The 15,166-nt window shown below is 71.9% G+C and carries 18 protein-coding genes and 1 pseudogene; 10 read left to right on the top strand and 9 right to left on the bottom strand.

Going from position 1 to position 15,166, the window contains the following annotated elements:
- Positions 1–4: 4 nt before the first annotated feature.
- The 3 genes from zwf to CHC05_RS22925 are packed head-to-tail and all read left to right on the top strand — an operon-like array spanning position 5 to position 2,772.
- Complete coding sequence (gene zwf, locus CHC05_RS22935; protein WP_089252155.1) at positions 5–1,375, top strand: glucose-6-phosphate dehydrogenase; 1,371 nt, start codon at positions 5–7, stop codon at positions 1,373–1,375.
- A 42-nt stretch (positions 1,376–1,417) separates the two neighbouring features.
- The gene (locus tag CHC05_RS22930; protein ID WP_342745664.1) at positions 1,418–1,753 is read left to right on the top strand and encodes a PadR family transcriptional regulator; all 336 of its coding nucleotides are present in this window, start codon (positions 1,418–1,420) and stop codon (positions 1,751–1,753) included.
- Entirely contained in the window at positions 1,750–2,772 is a 1,023-nt protein-coding gene (locus CHC05_RS22925) for a hypothetical protein (protein ID WP_089252153.1), read from the top strand. Before CHC05_RS22930 ends, CHC05_RS22925 begins: the two co-directional genes overlap by 4 nt.
- A gap of 56 nt (positions 2,773–2,828) precedes the next feature.
- Here CHC05_RS22925 and katG read toward each other — a convergent pair whose 3' ends face one another.
- From katG to CHC05_RS22910, 3 genes are all read right to left on the bottom strand, one after another.
- Complete coding sequence (katG, locus tag CHC05_RS22920) at positions 2,829–4,985, bottom strand: catalase/peroxidase HPI (RefSeq protein WP_245871163.1); 2,157 nt, start codon at positions 4,983–4,985, stop codon at positions 2,829–2,831.
- Between the two features lie 104 nt (positions 4,986–5,089).
- Positions 5,090–6,115: a hypothetical protein gene (locus CHC05_RS22915; RefSeq protein WP_144022719.1), complete on the bottom strand. Its 1,026-nt coding sequence runs from the start codon at positions 6,113–6,115 to the stop codon at positions 5,090–5,092.
- Between the two features lie 65 nt (positions 6,116–6,180).
- Complete coding sequence (locus CHC05_RS22910) at positions 6,181–6,480, bottom strand: DUF1905 domain-containing protein (RefSeq protein WP_245871162.1); 300 nt, start codon at positions 6,478–6,480, stop codon at positions 6,181–6,183.
- 96 nt (positions 6,481–6,576) lie between these two features.
- On the opposite strand from CHC05_RS22910, the gene CHC05_RS22905 reads away from it, so the two are divergent.
- Positions 6,577–7,323 carry an SDR family oxidoreductase gene (locus tag CHC05_RS22905; protein WP_089252149.1) on the top strand — a complete coding sequence of 249 codons (747 nt, stop codon included), beginning with the start codon at positions 6,577–6,579 and terminating at the stop codon, positions 7,321–7,323.
- On the opposite strand, the gene CHC05_RS22900 is transcribed toward CHC05_RS22905, so the two are convergent.
- The 4 genes and pseudogenes from CHC05_RS22900 to CHC05_RS22890 all read right to left on the bottom strand — a co-directional run bounded on the left by CHC05_RS22900 (position 7,320) and on the right by CHC05_RS22890 (position 8,666).
- On the bottom strand, positions 7,320–7,673 hold the full coding sequence (locus CHC05_RS22900) for a cupin domain-containing protein (RefSeq protein WP_245871161.1): 354 nt from the start codon (positions 7,671–7,673) through the stop codon (positions 7,320–7,322). The genes CHC05_RS22905 and CHC05_RS22900 overlap by 4 nt on opposite strands.
- Positions 7,674–7,694: 21 nt before the next feature.
- Positions 7,695–7,862 carry a hypothetical protein gene (locus CHC05_RS42600; RefSeq protein WP_245871160.1) on the bottom strand — a complete coding sequence of 56 codons (168 nt, stop codon included), beginning with the start codon at positions 7,860–7,862 and terminating at the stop codon, positions 7,695–7,697.
- Positions 7,853–8,110, bottom strand: a pseudogene (locus CHC05_RS43290) (maleylpyruvate isomerase family mycothiol-dependent enzyme); the annotation flags it as partial. The gene CHC05_RS42600 and the pseudogene CHC05_RS43290, both read right to left, overlap by 10 nt.
- On the bottom strand, positions 8,100–8,666 hold the full coding sequence (locus CHC05_RS22890) for a TetR/AcrR family transcriptional regulator (RefSeq protein WP_089252145.1): 567 nt from the start codon (positions 8,664–8,666) through the stop codon (positions 8,100–8,102). The pseudogene CHC05_RS43290 and the gene CHC05_RS22890, both read right to left, overlap by 11 nt.
- A gap of 51 nt (positions 8,667–8,717) precedes the next feature.
- On the opposite strand from CHC05_RS22890, the gene CHC05_RS22885 reads away from it, so the two are divergent.
- Genes CHC05_RS22885 through CHC05_RS22875 form a run of 3 tightly spaced genes read left to right on the top strand, consistent with a single transcriptional unit; the run spans position 8,718 to position 11,117 of the window.
- Positions 8,718–9,308: a TetR/AcrR family transcriptional regulator gene (locus CHC05_RS22885; RefSeq protein WP_089252143.1), complete on the top strand. Its 591-nt coding sequence runs from the start codon at positions 8,718–8,720 to the stop codon at positions 9,306–9,308.
- A 36-nt stretch (positions 9,309–9,344) separates the two neighbouring features.
- Positions 9,345–10,424: a hypothetical protein gene (locus tag CHC05_RS22880; RefSeq protein ID WP_089252141.1), complete on the top strand. Its 1,080-nt coding sequence runs from the start codon at positions 9,345–9,347 to the stop codon at positions 10,422–10,424.
- 57 nt (positions 10,425–10,481) lie between these two features.
- Positions 10,482–11,117, top strand: a complete 636-nt coding sequence (locus CHC05_RS22875; RefSeq protein ID WP_245871159.1) for a maleylpyruvate isomerase family mycothiol-dependent enzyme — start codon at positions 10,482–10,484, stop codon at positions 11,115–11,117.
- On the opposite strand, the gene CHC05_RS22870 is transcribed toward CHC05_RS22875, so the two are convergent.
- Positions 11,097–11,780: an adenylate kinase gene (locus tag CHC05_RS22870; protein WP_089252137.1), complete on the bottom strand. Its 684-nt coding sequence runs from the start codon at positions 11,778–11,780 to the stop codon at positions 11,097–11,099. The genes CHC05_RS22875 and CHC05_RS22870 overlap by 21 nt on opposite strands.
- Before the next feature lie 130 nt (positions 11,781–11,910).
- Between CHC05_RS22870 and CHC05_RS22865 the strand changes: the two genes are divergently transcribed.
- The 3 genes from CHC05_RS22865 (at position 11,911) to CHC05_RS22855 (ending at position 14,626) form a co-directional block, all read left to right on the top strand.
- Positions 11,911–12,441 (top strand): carbonic anhydrase, encoded by a 531-nt coding sequence (locus CHC05_RS22865; RefSeq protein WP_218824639.1) that lies wholly within the window; start codon positions 11,911–11,913, stop codon positions 12,439–12,441.
- Between the two features lie 5 nt (positions 12,442–12,446).
- Positions 12,447–13,265, top strand: a complete 819-nt coding sequence (locus tag CHC05_RS22860; RefSeq protein ID WP_089252294.1) for an enoyl-CoA hydratase/isomerase family protein — start codon at positions 12,447–12,449, stop codon at positions 13,263–13,265.
- 119 nt (positions 13,266–13,384) lie between these two features.
- On the top strand, positions 13,385–14,626 hold the full coding sequence (locus CHC05_RS22855) for a trypsin-like serine protease (RefSeq protein ID WP_144022718.1): 1,242 nt from the start codon (positions 13,385–13,387) through the stop codon (positions 14,624–14,626).
- Positions 14,627–14,664: 38 nt separating this feature from the next.
- Here the strand turns inward: CHC05_RS22855 and CHC05_RS22850 are convergent, their stop codons facing one another.
- Positions 14,665–15,159, bottom strand: a complete 495-nt coding sequence (locus CHC05_RS22850; protein ID WP_144022717.1) for a hypothetical protein — start codon at positions 15,157–15,159, stop codon at positions 14,665–14,667.
- Positions 15,160–15,166 lie beyond the last annotated feature (7 nt).

The raw sequence follows: 15,166 nt of genomic DNA, 5'->3' as shown, positions 1-15,166 counted from the left end.
GCGGGTGGGCACAGCGGACGCTCTGGTCTTCTTCGGCGCCACCGGCGACCTCGCGTACAAGCAGATCTTCCCTGCCCTCGCGGGCCTGATCGCGCAGGGCCGGCTCGACCTGCCGGTGATCGGCGTCGCGAAGGCCGGCTGGGACCGGGACCAGTTGGCCCAGCGCGCCAAGGCCAGCCTGGCCGACGCCGGCGTCACCGACGCGGAGACCGTGGGCAAGCTGGTCGACCGGCTCCGGTACGTCGACGGCGACTACCGCGACCCCGGCACGTTCCAGAAACTGAAGACGGAGCTGGGGTCCGCCAAGGCGCCGCTGTTCTACTTGGCCATCCCGCCGGCGATGTTCGGCACGGTCGCGACCGCGCTGCACGAGTCCGGCGCCGCGGTGGGTGGCCGGGTCGTCGTGGAGAAGCCGTTCGGCCGCAACCTGGCCGAGGCGCGCGAGCTGAACGCGCTGCTCACCGGGATCTTCCCCGAGGACGCGATCTACCGGATCGACCACTTCCTCGGCAAGGACGCCGTCCTGGGCCTGCTCTACTTCCGCTTCGCCAACGCCCTGCTCGAGCCGTTCTGGAACCGCTTCTACGTGGACTCCGTGCAGATCACGATGGCGGAGACGTTCGGCGTCAGCGACCGCGGCGCCTTCTACGACAAGACCGGCGTGGTCCGCGACGTCGTGCAGAACCACCTCCTCCAGGTGCTGAGCCTGGTCGCGATGGAGCCACCCGGCGGGTACGGCCACCAGGACATCCGCGTCGAGAAGGCCAAGGTGCTGCGGGCGATGCCCCCACTGCGCCACAACGACGTCGTCCGCGGCCAGTTCACCGGCTACCTGTCGGTCGACGGCGTGGCACCGAACTCCACCGTGGAGACCTTCGTGGCGCTGCGGGCCCATGTCGACACGTGGCGGTGGGCCGGCGTGCCGTTCTACATCCGGGCGGGCAAGGAGCTTCCGGTCACGGCGACCGAGGTCGTGGTCCGGCTGCGCCGGCCGCCGGCGGCGCTGGCCTCGGCCGACCGGGACCATCCGCCCAACTACGTGCGGTTCAAGCTGGGCCCGGACGGCGCGATCTGTCTCGGCGTCATGGTCAAGGCTCCGGGCGAGGCGATGCGGGGCAAGGATGTCGAGCTCGCGGCCATGGACCGGCCGGCGACGGCGGACCTGCCGCCGTACGAGCGGCTGCTGGGCGACGCCCTGATGGGAGACGCGTCGCTGTTCACCACCGAGCAGGGCGTGGAGGCCGCCTGGGCCGTCGTCGAACCGGTGCTCGACGACTCGTCGGCGCCCCTCCCCTACGCGCCGGGCACGTGGGGACCGGAGCAGGCCGCGACCCTGACCGCGGCCCACGGCGGCTGGCACGACCCGACGACGTAGCGGGGGTCGTTATATACCGCGAGCCGATATATGCTCCCGGGCATGATGACGGAACCCACGTTCCTGATCCTCACCGCGCTGGCCGCGACACCGCAGCACGGCTACGGCGTGGTCGAGGACGTGCTGCGCATCTCCGAGGGCCGCGTGCGGTTGCGCGCCGGCACGCTTTACGGCGTGCTCGACCGGTTGCGCACCGACGGGCTCATCGAGGTCGACCGCGAAGAGATCGTCCAGTCGCGGCTGCGCCGCTACTACCGGCTGACCGGCGTGGGCGCGCAGGCGCTGGCCGAGGAGACCACCCGGCTGCGGCGCAACGCCACCGCGGCCGCCAACCGGCTGCGCCGCAGCGGCCTGCTACCGAAGGAGGGCCTGGCGTGAGCCTGGAGCGGCGTTATCGGCGGCTGTTGGTGTGGTACCCGTGGTCGCACCGCCGGGTCTACGAGGAGGAGATGCTCGCGGTGCTTCTCGCGGGCGCCCGCCCCGGCCAACGCCGGCCGACGCTCGGTGACACCGCGAACATCGTGGTGTCGGGCCTGCGCTACCGCGCCGGGGCGGCCACCACCGCCCTGGCCACGCCGGCCTGGCAGGACGCGGCGGCGGTGTTCGGCCTGCTCGCGGCGCTCGTGCTGCTGTCACAGCGGGTCGCCCGGCTGCTCGACCCGTTCGGTGTCGACAACGCACACCTCTGGATCCGCGCCGGGGGTTGGGCGGCGGTCGTGCTGGCGATCCTGGCCGGCCGGCGCCTTCCGGCGGCCGTGCTGGCCTGGGCGACCGTCGGCTACGAGGCCGTCCTGGTCGCCAGCACCTACGACACGGATCCGGTCGGTGCCGTCAACCTGTTCTGGCCGGTCGCGCTCGGCGCCGTCGCGGCCGCCGCGCTGACCCTGCCGGCCCCGCGCCGGCACGCCCTGACGGTGTTGCGGCTGCCCCGGCTCGCCGCCTTCGCCGGTGCCCTCACCGTGGTGCAGGGCATCCAGGTCTACAACCACTGGCAGCAGAAGAAGACGTGGGACAACGTCGAGTCGGTGCAGGTCTACGTCGCCTGGGGCATGGAGCACTCGTCGGACGAGGTGCTGACCACCTTGTTGATCGTCATGGCCCTGAGCATCCTGACCGCCGGGCTCGCCGCGTTGACGCTGCCGGCGACCGTCCGGTGGCGGCTCGTCGTGCTCGCCGCACCCGTCGTCACCCTGGTGGCCACGGTCAAGCTGACCTTGAGCGGTTGGGCCTACTCCAACAGTTGGATCGGGCACCCGATCTACCTGGTCCCGATCCAGTGGACCCTGCTGGTCGTCGTGCCGCTGGCCACGCTCGCCCTCGGCATCGCCCTGGCGCAGTGGCGCGACCAGTCCGTCCGGCTGATCGCCCTCGGTCGGGCCGCGGACCGCGAGGGCTGAGCGCGAAGGCGCCGCGCGACCACGGGGGTCGCGCGGCGCCTTCGAATCGACTGACGTCAGGCGACGTCGTACCGGTCCAGGTTCATGACCTTGACCCAGGCGGCGACGAAGTCGGACACGAACTTCTCCTCCGCGTCGTCGCTCGCGTAGACCTCGGCCAGCGCCCGCAGCACCGAGTTCGAGCCGAAGACCAGGTCGGCCCGGGTGGCCGTCCACTTCGGAGCGCCCGTGACCGCGTCGCGGCCCTCGAACGTCTCCTCGTCCTCGGACGGCGTCCACGTCGTGCCGCCGAACTCGACCAGGTTGACGAAGAAGTCGTTCGTCAGCGCGCCCGGCCGGTCGGTGAGCACGCCGTGCGTCGACTGCCCGGCGTTGGCGCCGAGCACCCGCAGACCGCCCACCAGCACCGTCAGCTCGGGCGCGGTCAGCGACAGCAGCTGCGCCCGGTCGACCAGCAGCTGCTCGGTCGGCCGCAGCAGGCCCTTGCCGAGGTAGTTGCGGAAACCGTCGGCGGCCGGCTCCAGGACCGCGAACGACTCGATGTCGGTCTGCTCCTGGGTGGCGTCGGTGCGGCCCGGGGTGAACGGGACCACGACCTCCCGGCCGGCGGCCCGAGCGGCCCGCTCGATGCCCGCACCACCGGCCAGCACGATCAGGTCGGCGATCGAGACCCGCTTGCCGCCGGTCTGCGCGGCGTTGAACTCGCGCGCGATGCCTTCGAGGGTGCCCAGCACCCGGGCGAGCCGCGCGGGGTCGTTGACCTCCCACTCGCGCTGCGGGGCGAGCCGGATGCGGCCGCCGTTGGCACCGCCGCGCTTGTCGGTGGCGCGGAAGGTCGACGCCGACGCCCAAGCGGTGCCGACGAGCTCGGCGACCGTCAGGTCGGAGGCCAGCACGGCCTCTTTGAGCGCCGCGACGTCGGCGTCGGAGACCAGCTCGTGGTCGAGCGCCGGCACGCGGTCCTGCCAGAGCTGCGGCTCGGCCGGCACCTCGGAGCCCAGGTAGAGCTGGATCGGGCCCATGTCGCGGTGGGTCAGCTTGAACCACGCCTTGGCGAACGCGTCCGCGAACTCCTGCGGGTTCTCGTAGAACCGGCGCGAGATCTCCTCGTAGATCGGGTCGACGCGCAGCGCGAGGTCGGTGGTCAGCATCATCGGCGCGTGGCGCTTGGCCGGGTCGTGCGCGTCCGGCACGAGGTCGCCGGCGGCCTGGTCGGTCGGCTTCCACTGCTTGGCGCCGGCCGGGCTCTCGGTGAGCTCCCACTCGAAGCTGAACAGCGTCTCGAAGAAGGTGTTGTCCCAGGCGGTCGGGGTGGCCGTCCAGGCGCCTTCCAGGCCGCTGGTGATGGCGTCGCCGCCCTTGCCGGTGCCGTGCGCGCTCTTCCACCCGAGGCCCTGCTCGTGGATGGCCGCGCCCTCGGGCTCGGCGCCGACGTGGTGCGCGGGGCCGGCGCCGTGCGCCTTGCCGAACGTGTGGCCACCGGCGATGAGGGCGACGGTCTCCTCGTCGTTCATCGCCATCCGGCCGAAGGTCTCGCGGATGTCACGGGCGGCGGCGAGCGCGTCCGGGTTGCCGTTCGGGCCCTCGGGGTTGACGTAGATCAGGCCCATCTGGACCGCGGCGAGCGGGTTGGAGAGCTGGCGGTTGCCGCTGTAGCGGGCGTCACCCAGCCAGGTGTCCTCCGTACCCCAGTTGACCTGCTCCGGCTCCCAGACGTCCGCGCGGCCACCGGCGAAGCCGAAGGTCTTGAACCCCATCGACTCGAGCGCGCAGTTGCCGGCGAGCACCATCAGGTCGGCCCAGGAGACCTTCTTGCCGTACTTCTTCTTGACCGGCCACAGCAGTCGCCGCGCCTTGTCGAGGTTGCCGTTGTCGGGCCAGCTGTTCAGCGGCGCGAAACGCTGCTCGCCGGAGCCGGCACCGCCGCGCCCGTCGCTGACCCGGTAGGTGCCGGCGCTGTGCCAGGCCATCCGGATGAACAGCGGGCCGTAGTGGCCGTAGTCCGCCGGCCACCAGTCCTGCGACGTCGTCATGACCTCGTTGATGTCGGCCTTGAGCGCCGCGAGGTCGACGGTCTTGAACTCCGCGGCGTAGTCGAAGCCCGCGCCCATCGGGTCGCCCGCCGGCGGGTTCTGGTGCAGGACGGTCAGGTCCAGCAGGTTCGGCCACCAGTCGCGGTTCGACCTCGCCTGGGCCTGGTTATCACGTGCCACGTTGCTCTCCTCGAGATCAAAAGATGCCGGGGAAAGTCTGGACACTTTTCTGGATTGAGTCAAGAAAGGCGCGGTGTGGTTCTCCGCGCGAGTGGTGGCGCGCGTCACGAATGGGCGACGGCCTCGACGGTTCGAGGAGCCTCGACCGCCGAGGGTACGGCCAGCGCGCGCTCCATGATCAGCAGGAGCCAGCCGATCAGGAGGCCGGTCGCGACACCCGTCAGCGCGTACAGCGTGTCGGAGTCGGCGGCATTGACCGGGACGTTGCCCCCGAGGGCGGTGAACCACGACGGCACCGGCACCAGGTAGACGGTGACCAGCACGGTGAACAGCACCAGGGCGGGATAGAGCACCAGCGGGACCAGCAGCTTGGGCAACTGCCGCAGCCAGGCCAGCGCACCGCGGGGCACCGCGCCGGTCAGCAGGGCCACCGCGGTCAGTTGCAGGGTGCCGAGCAGCATCATCGACCCGAGCTGGTTGCCCGGCTCCAGCACCCGGGCCAGGGTCAGCCCGCCGGCGGCCGCGACCACGACCACGCCGGTCGTGACCCAATGCACGGTCTCCAGGTCGGGAGCCGCGGCCAGGGCGAGGCCCAGCGTCAGCACCGTGAGCAGCGCGCCGAGCGTCACGGCGGCCGGCGTCAGCGCCGCCTCGGTGTCGGTCGGCGACTCGATGCCGGCGACCAGCGGGGCGAGCGCGGCGCTGACCGCCGCACCCAGCACCAGCGGCCGGTGCTCCGGCCCGTCACCCCTCCGGCGGCGCACGACGAGGATCGCGGCCAGGGCAGCGGCGGCCGCGGCCACCGACAGCACCACCGCGGCCACGTCGCCGCGAACGTCGGACCGGTTGAGCAGCAGGTCGGCGCCGATCCAGGCCGTGCCGACCACCAGGCCGGTCCACCGCGCGTGCCGACCGCCGCGCCCGGCGAGCAGGACCGCCAGCACGATCGCGACGACCGCGCAGAGCCGCAGGTCGCGTGCCCAGTACGTGTTGTTCTCCGCGTACGAGAACAGCACCAGCTCGCCGGACCGCTCGGTCAGCGGCTGCCAGTACGCCAGGTCAATTCCCCAGAAAACCGCCGCACCGACCGCACACCCGACAGCCACCACGTCCCGCCAGCCCACCCGCATGACGAAACGGTAAACCATTTCCGATCTTCAGATGGTGCGCCGCGGGGTTCGCCCCGGTCGGCCGATCAGGTGAGGCGCTCCGCCAGGACGACCGTGACCGTGGCACCGGCTTCCTTCCCGATGGCCTTGCGGACCTCGGCCTTGACCGGAAGCTTGTGCCGGCCGTCGCCCATCGCCATGAACGAGCTCTGGAACGGGTGCCCGTCGATGGTGCCGCGCACCTTCACCAGACCCCGTGTGCCGAAGTAGCCCACCGACTCCGGCCAGACCACATAGGTGTGTCCGCCCTTGGCCGGGCTCTTCACCAACATCGCGGAGAACTGCTTGTCGAGCTCTCCACCCTGCTCACCTCGGGTACCAACCACAACAGCAGTATCCACCGCGATCACCGGCTGTCACAGCACATCCACCGTCCGGGTAACCCCTCGTTACGATGGAGGTTCCGAACGGGGGTGGTCCGGATGAAGATCGACGTCATCGGCGGGACCGGGATGATCGGTTCCAAAGTGGTGACTCGGCTGCGGGAGCAAGGCCACGACGTGGTCGCCGCGGCACCCAACACGGGCGTGAACACGCTGACCGGCGAGGGCCTGGCCGAGGCGCTGGACGGCGCGGACGTAGTGGTCGACGTGTCGAACTCGCGGTCCTTCGACGCCGACGCGGCGCTGGAGTTCTTCGAGACGTCGATGGGCAACCTACGCAGTGCCGAAACGGCAGCGGGGGTACGCCATCACGTGGCGCTGTCGGTCGTCGGGGCCGACCGGATGCTCGACAGTGGATACATGCGGGCGAAGGTCGCGCAGGAACGGATGATCGCCGAGTCGGACGTGCCGTACACGGTGGTGCGGTCGACCCAGTTCTTCGAGTTCCTCAACGCCATGGCCGACGCCGCGACCGACGGCGACGTGGTGCACCTGCCACCGGTCGCCTTCCGGCCGATCGCCGGCGACGACACGGCGCTCACGGTGGCCGACGTGGCGCTGGCCAGCCCGGTCAACGGCGTCGTCGAGGTCGCCGGCCCCGAACAGGCCCGGTTCGACGAGCTGATCCGGTCGAACCTGGCCGCCAGCCACGACCCACGCGAGGTGGTGGCCGACCCGACCGCCGACTACTTCGGCGCCGTGCTGGCCCAGAACTCGCTAGTGCCCGGCCCCGGGGCCCGCATCGCCGACACGCGCCTGGCGGACTGGCGCGCCGCCCAGGGTTAGCCCCGCTTGGCGTAGTCACCGATCTCGCCGAAGTCGACCATCACGCAGGCCTCGTCGCCGATCACCTCGGCGTCGTGGCCCGGCTCGACGGCCAGCAGGTCGCCCGGGCCGAACTCCAGCGTCTGACCGGCATCCGTCATGATCCGCATCCGGCCGGACAGGACATAGCCGAGGTGCGACGTCTGGCAACTCGGCGTGCCCGCGATCGGGCCCAGGTTGGTCGTCCACCGCCAGCCCGGCTCGAACGTGCCCCGGCTGACCGGCCGGCCGGCAATCGTGACCAGCTCCGCGAATCCGTTGCCCTCGAACATGCGCTTCTCGTCGGGCGTGTCAAAGGTTCTGCGCTCCATGGCAGCCACCCCCTTTTGACGTTACCCGCGCAGCAGGTCCGCGCCCGGGCCGGTGAGCCCGCGCAGCCCCACCCGTCGCCCCGTCATCAGCAGCAGGATGTCGATCGCCGGTCCCTCGACCAGCGGCCCGGATCCGGTGCGGAACGGGGTGTCGGTGGCCGCGAACCCGTACGCGCGCAGGCTCCGCATGCCCTTGAACAACCACGGGCGGGACCAGATCCGTTCGCCCGGGCGGCGTTGCCGCGGGCGCGCGCGACGCCGACCAACAGGGTGCCGAGCCTGACGTGTTGCTGGGTGAGGTGCGCGGTGACGTCGCGCACCGTCCACCCGGCACAGAGCGACGGCTGCCGCCATTCCTCGTCGGACAGTTCGGCGAGCTGGTCGGTCAGCGCGCGACGCTGGTCGTCGACGACACGCCACAGTTCGTCACGGTCCATCGGCGCCTCCCAACAACGCCTCGACGAGCGGGGTCAGCCGCCCGGCCGGGTCGAAGTGCGGATCGGGGTTGGCCAGCTCGTGCAGGATCAGGCCGCTGTACGCGTTCATCAGGATCGGTGCGTGCCGCTCGTGGTCGGTCGACCCGGCCACCCGCAGCCACGTCGTGAACCAGGCGTCGACCCGGCTGCCGGCGGCCAGCAGCGGCGCGCGCAACGCCGGGTGGTGCGCGGCCTCGACCAGGATCACGTAGCGGGCGAGCGTGAGCGTCCGGTGTGGACCGACGGCCGCGCGGGCCGCGGTGGCCATCACCCCGGCGAGCTCGGCGAGCGACCCCGGCGTGTCCCGCGCGGCGAGGTCGTCCCAGGCGGCCTTCTCCCGCTCGGCGAACCGCTCGACGACCGCGCCGAGCAGGGCGTCGCGGGTGCGGAACAGGTTGGAGGTGGCGCCGTTGGGCAGGCCCGCCTCGGCGTCGACCGCGCGGTGGGTGACGGCGCGGACCCCACCGGTGCCGAGCAGGGCGATCGCGGCGTCGAGGACCTCGGTGCGGCGGCTCACTCACCCAGACTACATCCGTAGTCTGATCGACTACAATGGTAGTGTGCCGGAATGACCCCGAGACGCAGGCGTGGCGACGAGCTCGTGCGGGCCATCCACGAGGCGGTCCGGGCCGAGGTCGCCGAGCACGGCTACGCCGGCACCACGTACGACGGGGTGGCGGCCCGGGCGGGCACCAGCAAGCCGGTGCTCTACCGGCGCTGGCCCACCAAGGCGGGCATGGTCCTGGACGCCTCGCTCGAGGCCAACCCCGGCCTCACGTTGCCCCCCGACACCGGCAGTCTTTCCGGGGATCTGAAGGCCTTCCTGCGCACGGCACAGTCCTTGATGGAGCGTGCCGGACGGCAGACGCTGCTCAGCCTCCTGGCCGAGCTCGACCGCACATCGGGCGAGTCCATCCGCGACCTGCTCGTCGCCCGTGGCGCCGAGGTCATCGAACCCCTGCTGGACCGGGCGCGGGCCCGCGGAGAGCTCGGCGACGCGCCGATCCCGCCCCGGGTGGTCACGCTCGCCCTCACCCTCGTCCGCCACGAGGTGGTGATCGTCGGCGCGCTGACGGAGGAAACGCTCGACGCCATCGTCGACGAGATCGCGGTGCCCTTGCTCACTGCCCACGACCTGGGCCACGACCCCCGTGTTTAGATACGATCAGTATCTAAGCACGGAGGTAGTCGAAGCATGGCGTTGTCAGCCGCAGCAGGCCCCGGACCCGCCGGGCACAGCACGGCCCGGAAGATCGCGGTCACCGTCGGCGGCCTGTTGATAGTGATGGTCATCCTGTTGACGGCGTTCGCGTTACCGGGCGCCAACACGGCCGTCAAGGACGTCCCGATCGCCGCTGCGGGCCCCCAGCGGGCCCAGCTGAAGGCGACGCTGGACCAGGCCGCCCCGGGCGCGTTCGACGTCAGCATGGTCACCTCCGCGGCGGTCTCGGAGCGCGAGATCCTCGACCGCGACGTGTACGGCGCGTTCGTCGTCGACGACGACGGCCTGACCCTGGACATCGCCTCCGCCGCGAGCTCCGCCGTCGCCACCTCCCTCACCCAGGTCGCCCAACAGCTCGGCACGACCATGAAGCTGCCGGTGACCGTGCACGACCTGCGACCGCTCAGCACCGGCGACCCGAAGGGGCTCGGCCTCGCGGCCGGGGCGCTGCCGATCGCCCTCGGCGGCTGGCTGGCCGCGATGGGGATCATCTCCCTGATCGTCGGCGCCTGGCACCGCCTGATAGCGGCCGCCGTGTTCGGCGTCGCCGGCGGTTTCGTGCTCAGCGGAACGCTCTTCGCGATCGGCACGTTCGACACCAACTACTGGGCCACCTCCGCCGCCGCCGCGCTGGGGCTCGCCGCCACGTGCTACTTCGTCCTGGGCTTCGAACGGCTGCTGCGCGGTGGCGGCATCGCCATCGCCGCGCTGACGCTGATCCTGCTGGGCAACCCGCTGTCCGGCCAGTCGAGCGCGCCGGAGATGCTGCCCCATCCCTGGGGCGCCCTCGGCCAGCTCCTGCCGCCCGGCGCGACCGGCACCCTGCTCCGCAACGTCTCCTTCTTCGACGGCGCCGCCATCGCGCGACCCATCTCCGTACTCGTGGCGTGGGCGCTCCTGGGTCTGGCCGCTTACTACCTCGCCGGCCGCCGGCACAAGAGACGGACGCCGTTCGACCTCCACCTGGACGACGCCGACGAGCCGCCGCCCACCGGTCGTCACCATCGACGGGACATCCCCGTCGCGGGGGCCCAGCCGGCCGCCCAGGTGTGACACGATCGGGCCGGCGGCGCCGAAGCCCCGGCGTGGCCCGTGACAGTGGAGGACTCGATGGCTCGCGGCTCCGCGACGCTCTGGCCCGCCGTCCACACGGAGCGCGCCGCTCTCGCCGCCGACCTGGCCGGTCTCGACGACAAGCAGTGGGCCCACCCGACTCTGTGCGGCGACTGGGTCGTCGAAGAGGTGGTCGCCCACCTGACGGCGGGCGCGAGCATCACGATGGCGCGTTGGTTGGTCAGCATCGTGGGTGCCCGCTTCGACGCCGACGTGCACAACCAGCGGCGGCTGGCCGAGCATCGCGGCGCGACCCCCGCGGAGACCCTCGAGCGGTTCCGCCAGGTGGTCACCAGCACCACGGCCCCGACCCGGGACACGGCCGCCTGGCTCGGTGAGGTGGTCGTGCACGGCGAGGACATCCGCCGGCCGCTCGGGCTGTCGCACACGCCGCCGGTGGCGACCGTCACCGAGGTCGCGCGGTTCTTCGCCGGCCGCGACTTCACGGTCAACAGCCGCACCCTGGTCAAGGGCCTGCGTCTGGAGGCGACGGACGGGCCCTTCGCGGCCGGCACGGGCCCGATGGTGAGCGGCACGACGCTCGCGCTCACGATGGCCATGGCCGGCCGCGCGGTCTACTGCGAAGAGCTGACCGGCCCGGGAGTGCCGACCCTACGGGAGCGCTGCGCCTAGCTCGCCGAAGGCGGCGCCGAGGCCGCTGAGGTCGACGGCGCGCCGGGGCTCTTCAGGCGAGCGGTCCACAAAGGAGCGCATGACCTCCAGTGCGGCGAGGATCTCGCGGCCGACCTGGTCCGCTGGGCGCATGGCGTCGACGGTGACGAGGATGCCCCGGTCGCCGTACCAGGCCACGATCGGGTGCGTCAGCTCGTGGTAGACCCGCAGCCGGCGGCGGATGGTCTCCACGGTGTCGTCGGACCGGCCCTCGAGCGCCGCGCGCGCCAGCAGCCGCCGTTCGAGCTCCCGGTCGTCGGCCTTGAGGTGCAGAGCGACGTCCGCGGTCATGCCGAGCTCCAGCGCGATCTGGTACGTGGCCCGCGCCTGCGCCATGGTGCGCGGCACGCCGTCGAGCACGTAGCCGCCGCCCGTCGCGGCCGCCTCGGCCAGCGCCTCCCGGACCATGTCGAGGACGATGTCGTCGGGCACCAGCTCGCCCTGGTCCAGGCGCGCCTGGACGGCCTGGCCCAGCGGGGTGCGGCGCGCCACATGGTCCCGCAGGAGATCACCGGTGGCGATGTGCGGTATGCCGAAGTGCGTGGCGATGACCGCGCCCTGCGTCCCCTTGCCCGCACCAGGTGGCGCGACCATCAGCACCCGCATCATCGACCCCTTCGTCATGCCTTGTGCCCGGACCAGTATCTCTCGCGCACCCGCGCCTGCCAGGTGTGATTACGGCCACTAAACAGAGCAGGCATTCTGTTTGTGCGGACCTGGCTACGATCGAGACGACACGTTCAGGGAGTCTGCTGTGATCGACACTGACGAACTGGTCCGACGGAACGCGGCCTTCGCCGCCAGCGAGGCGTTCGTCGATGCCCCGCTCCGGTCGACGGGCAGCCTGCGCGTCATCGGCTGCGTGGACCCGCGGGTCGACCCCGCCCACGTGCTGGGCCTGGCCAACGGCGACGCCGTAATCATGCGCAACGTCGGCGGTCGCGTCACGCCGGGAGCCCTGCGCTCCTGGGCGATGCTGGCGAAGGTGGCGCAGGCGCGCGGCGCCGGGCAGCCCCGGGCCGGCGCCCAACTGGTGGTGCTCCACCACACCGACTGCGGGATCACGGATCTGGCCGCTTTCCCGGATCTGCTGGCCGAGTACTTCGAGATCCCGGCCGCCGACCTACCGACGAAGGCGGTCCTGGACCCGTACGCCTCGGTCCGGATCGACGTGGACCTCATGCGGCGGGCCCTTCCGCCCGCGCTGGCGGTGTCGGGCCTCGTCTACGACGTCCACACCGGACTGATCGACGTGGTCGTACCGCCCACCCAGCCCGAGGGGTGATCCACATGGCGCAGCTGCGCATCACGAAGGAGTCGCCGTCGTTCTGGCGCGCCTCGTTCGACAACCCGCCGGTCAACGTCTTCGGCGCACAGCTCGTCATCGAGCTGCGCGCGCTGCTGGACGCCGCCGAGAACGACCCGGACCTGGCCGTGATCGTGTTCGAGAGCGCGCTCCCGGGCTACTTCATCGCGCACTGGGACCTGACCGACGACCTGTCCGCCCTGGCGGACCAACCGCCGCCGCCGACCGGGCAGCAGCCCTTCGTCGACGTCTGCGTACGCGTGAGCAAGTTGCCCGTCCTGACGATCAGCAAGATCCGGGGCCGGGCGCGCGGTGCCGGCAGCGAGTTCCTGCTGGCGACCGACATCCGCTTCGCCAGCCGGGAACGCACGCTGATCGGCCAGTTCGAGATGGGCGCGGGCAGCGTCCCGCCGGGCGGCGGCGCGCCGGCCCGGCTGCCCCGCCTCGTCGGACGCGGCCGCGCCCTGGAGATCCTGGCCGGCGCCGAGGACTTCGACGGCGACCTGGCCGAGCGGTACGGCTACGTCAACCGCGCCGTGCCGGACGCGGAGCTCGACGCGTTCGTAACCGCCTTCGCCCGCCGCGTCGCGACCTTCGACCGCCGGACCCTCGCCGAGCTCAAGGGCTGGGTGGACACCATCACCCTGCCCGACGACAGCGAGTTCCCGCCGCAGTCCGCCGCGTTCGCGGACCGGATCGGCGGCCCGCGCTACCAGGCCTGGGCGGAGCACGCCTTCGCCGCCGGCCTGCAGCAGCCGGGCGACCTGGAGGAACGCCTCGGCACCCGCTCCGTCGAGTACTGACTCCCGAAGATCGGTCATTAAGCACCAATCCCGTCGCCGGTACGTGGAGCGCTCTCAGACATCGATACTCTTCCACTCATGAATTCACGCTCGATGAGTGGTTGGGGGCCGTCTTGGCAGTGAGTTCCACGTCCGTGTCGCGCGCCGTACGCAGCGCGCTGGTCACCACGACCGTGGCGATCGTGACGCTGGTCAGCGTCACCGGGCCGGCTTCGGCCGCGCCCAAGCCCGGGCCCGGTGGTGGCGCCGTCGACGAGCTCCAGGAACGTCAACGGCCGTTGGTCGACGCCGCCACGAGGATCCGTGCGGTGGTCGACGAGGAGCGGTCCAACTTCGCCGGGATCGAGCTCGTCGGCTCGACCGAGCTGCGCCTCTACTGGAAGGGCACGCCGTCCGCCACGGTCGGCACCGTCGTCAGGCAGGTGCGGCAGCGCGTCCCGGTCAAAATCGTTCCCGCGGCGTACGCGCTGCGTGAGCTCAAGGCCGAGGCCACCCGGCTCGTCACGACGGGCACCGCGTCCGGCGTCGTCCTGGCCGCGCCGCTCGCCGACGGCAGCGGCCTGCGGGTCCGGGTCACGTCGACGACGCGGATGGCGGCGGCCCGCACGCTGACCTCGATGCCCACGTCGGTGGAGGTCGGCGACGCGCCGACACCGACCGGCCGATGGGCCGACACCGTCCCGTTCTGGGGCGGCTCGACGATCGAACGACAGATCAACCCGAACACCGTCGCGCGCTGCACGACCGCGTTCGCGGGCCGGCGCAACAACCAGAACGTGCTGCTCACCGCCGGGCACTGCGGCTCGACAGGCAACGCGTTCACCACCCCGTTCGGCACCTACTTCCCGAAGATCGCGGTCGGCACGGCCAACTACAAGAAGGCCGACCTGGAGGCGTTGTTCATCCCGGTGTCGGACCACCGCGGCCGCATCTACGACGGCGGCGTCGACCCGACCGGTCAGGGCATCGGCGAGTTCTCGAAGGGCGTCGCCGGCTGGGCGCCGCCCGAGGTCGGCCAGTACGTCTGCCAGTCCGGCAGCTACTCCGGGGTCCGCTGCAGCCTGCGCATCACGCTGAAGTGGGTCACGTACGCCCTCGACGCGGGCACCATCGTCAGCAACGGCGTCGAGGCGCAGCGCGACGACCGGGCCAACGCGGTCGGCCAGGGCGACAGCGGCGGGCCGGTCTTCCGCCTGCACAGCGACCCGAACCGGGTCATCGCGCTCGGCGTGCAGTCGGCCGCGGACCCGAGCAAGCCGGCCACCTGCACAGGCATCGCGACGACGTGCTTCTGGCGGCTCTACTTCGCCGATCTGACGCAGATCGTCGGCCACACCGGGTTCACCATCACCGTCGGCTGACACCCACCGGTCCGGCGGAGCCTCGGCGCTCCGCCGGACTAGCCGACCCGCACCGACTCGGAGATCGACGCGACCAGGGCCGGGTCGGCCGAGACCACCTCGACCACGATGTCGCGCGACGGAACCACCAGCAGCCACCGCGTACGCCCGTCCGGCAGGACACCCTCCCCGGTGCGCACCGGCACTCCCCCGACCTCGCCCGGCGTCGTGGCCGCGGCGTTCGCGGGGTCCGCGGCCAGCTCCGAGTCGCGCAGCGCCACGTAGCTGACCTTCGGCTCCGGGCTCAGCGCGCACGTCGGCACGGCGCCGGGGTCGAGCACATAGGTGTCGGCCACGGGCGTGCCGCACTCCAGCCGGTTCTTCGGCCAGGCCGCTGGCACCACCACGCTGACGCCGTCCTTGCTGAGCTCGCGGCCGGCCGCGGTGAGCCGCTCACCCGAGCCCGACCCGGCGCGCACCCACCAGACCACGCCGACCACCAGCACCACGGCGACCGCCGCGCCGATGCCCACCCACCAACCGCGTCTCGTCATCCCCACC

Source organism: Asanoa hainanensis, assembly GCF_900188485.1.
GTDB lineage: Bacteria > Actinomycetota > Actinomycetes > Mycobacteriales > Micromonosporaceae > Asanoa > Asanoa hainanensis.
Note: the sequence above shows the minus strand (reverse complement) of the source record. Positions and strands in the feature narration are given on the sequence as shown.

Bases quoted from the DNA above. Each gene is read 5' to 3' on its own strand.
- CHC05_RS22875 (WP_245871159.1), top strand. From the start codon at position 10,482: ATGGCTCGCGGCTCCGCGACGCTCTGGCCCGCCGTCCACACGGAGCGC.
- CHC05_RS22885 (WP_089252143.1), top strand. From the start codon at position 8,718: ATGACCCCGAGACGCAGGCGTGGCGACGAGCTCGTGCGGGCCATCCAC.
- CHC05_RS22915 (WP_144022719.1), bottom strand. From the start codon at position 6,115: ATGCGGGTGGGCTGGCGGGACGTGGTGGCTGTCGGGTGTGCGGTCGGT.
- CHC05_RS42600 (WP_245871160.1), bottom strand. From the start codon at position 7,862: ATGCGGAGCCTGCGCGCGTACGGGTTCGCGGCCACCGACACCCCGTTC.
- CHC05_RS22850 (WP_144022717.1), bottom strand. From the start codon at position 15,159: ATGACGAGACGCGGTTGGTGGGTGGGCATCGGCGCGGCGGTCGCCGTG.
- CHC05_RS22870 (WP_089252137.1), bottom strand. From the start codon at position 11,780: ATGACGAAGGGGTCGATGATGCGGGTGCTGATGGTCGCGCCACCTGGT.
- CHC05_RS22900 (WP_245871161.1), bottom strand. From the start codon at position 7,673: ATGGAGCGCAGAACCTTTGACACGCCCGACGAGAAGCGCATGTTCGAG.
- CHC05_RS22860 (WP_089252294.1), top strand. From the start codon at position 12,447: ATGGCGCAGCTGCGCATCACGAAGGAGTCGCCGTCGTTCTGGCGCGCC.
- CHC05_RS22930 (WP_342745664.1), top strand. From the start codon at position 1,418: ATGATGACGGAACCCACGTTCCTGATCCTCACCGCGCTGGCCGCGACA.
- CHC05_RS22880 (WP_089252141.1), top strand. From the start codon at position 9,345: ATGGCGTTGTCAGCCGCAGCAGGCCCCGGACCCGCCGGGCACAGCACG.
- CHC05_RS22905 (WP_089252149.1), top strand. From the start codon at position 6,577: ATGAAGATCGACGTCATCGGCGGGACCGGGATGATCGGTTCCAAAGTG.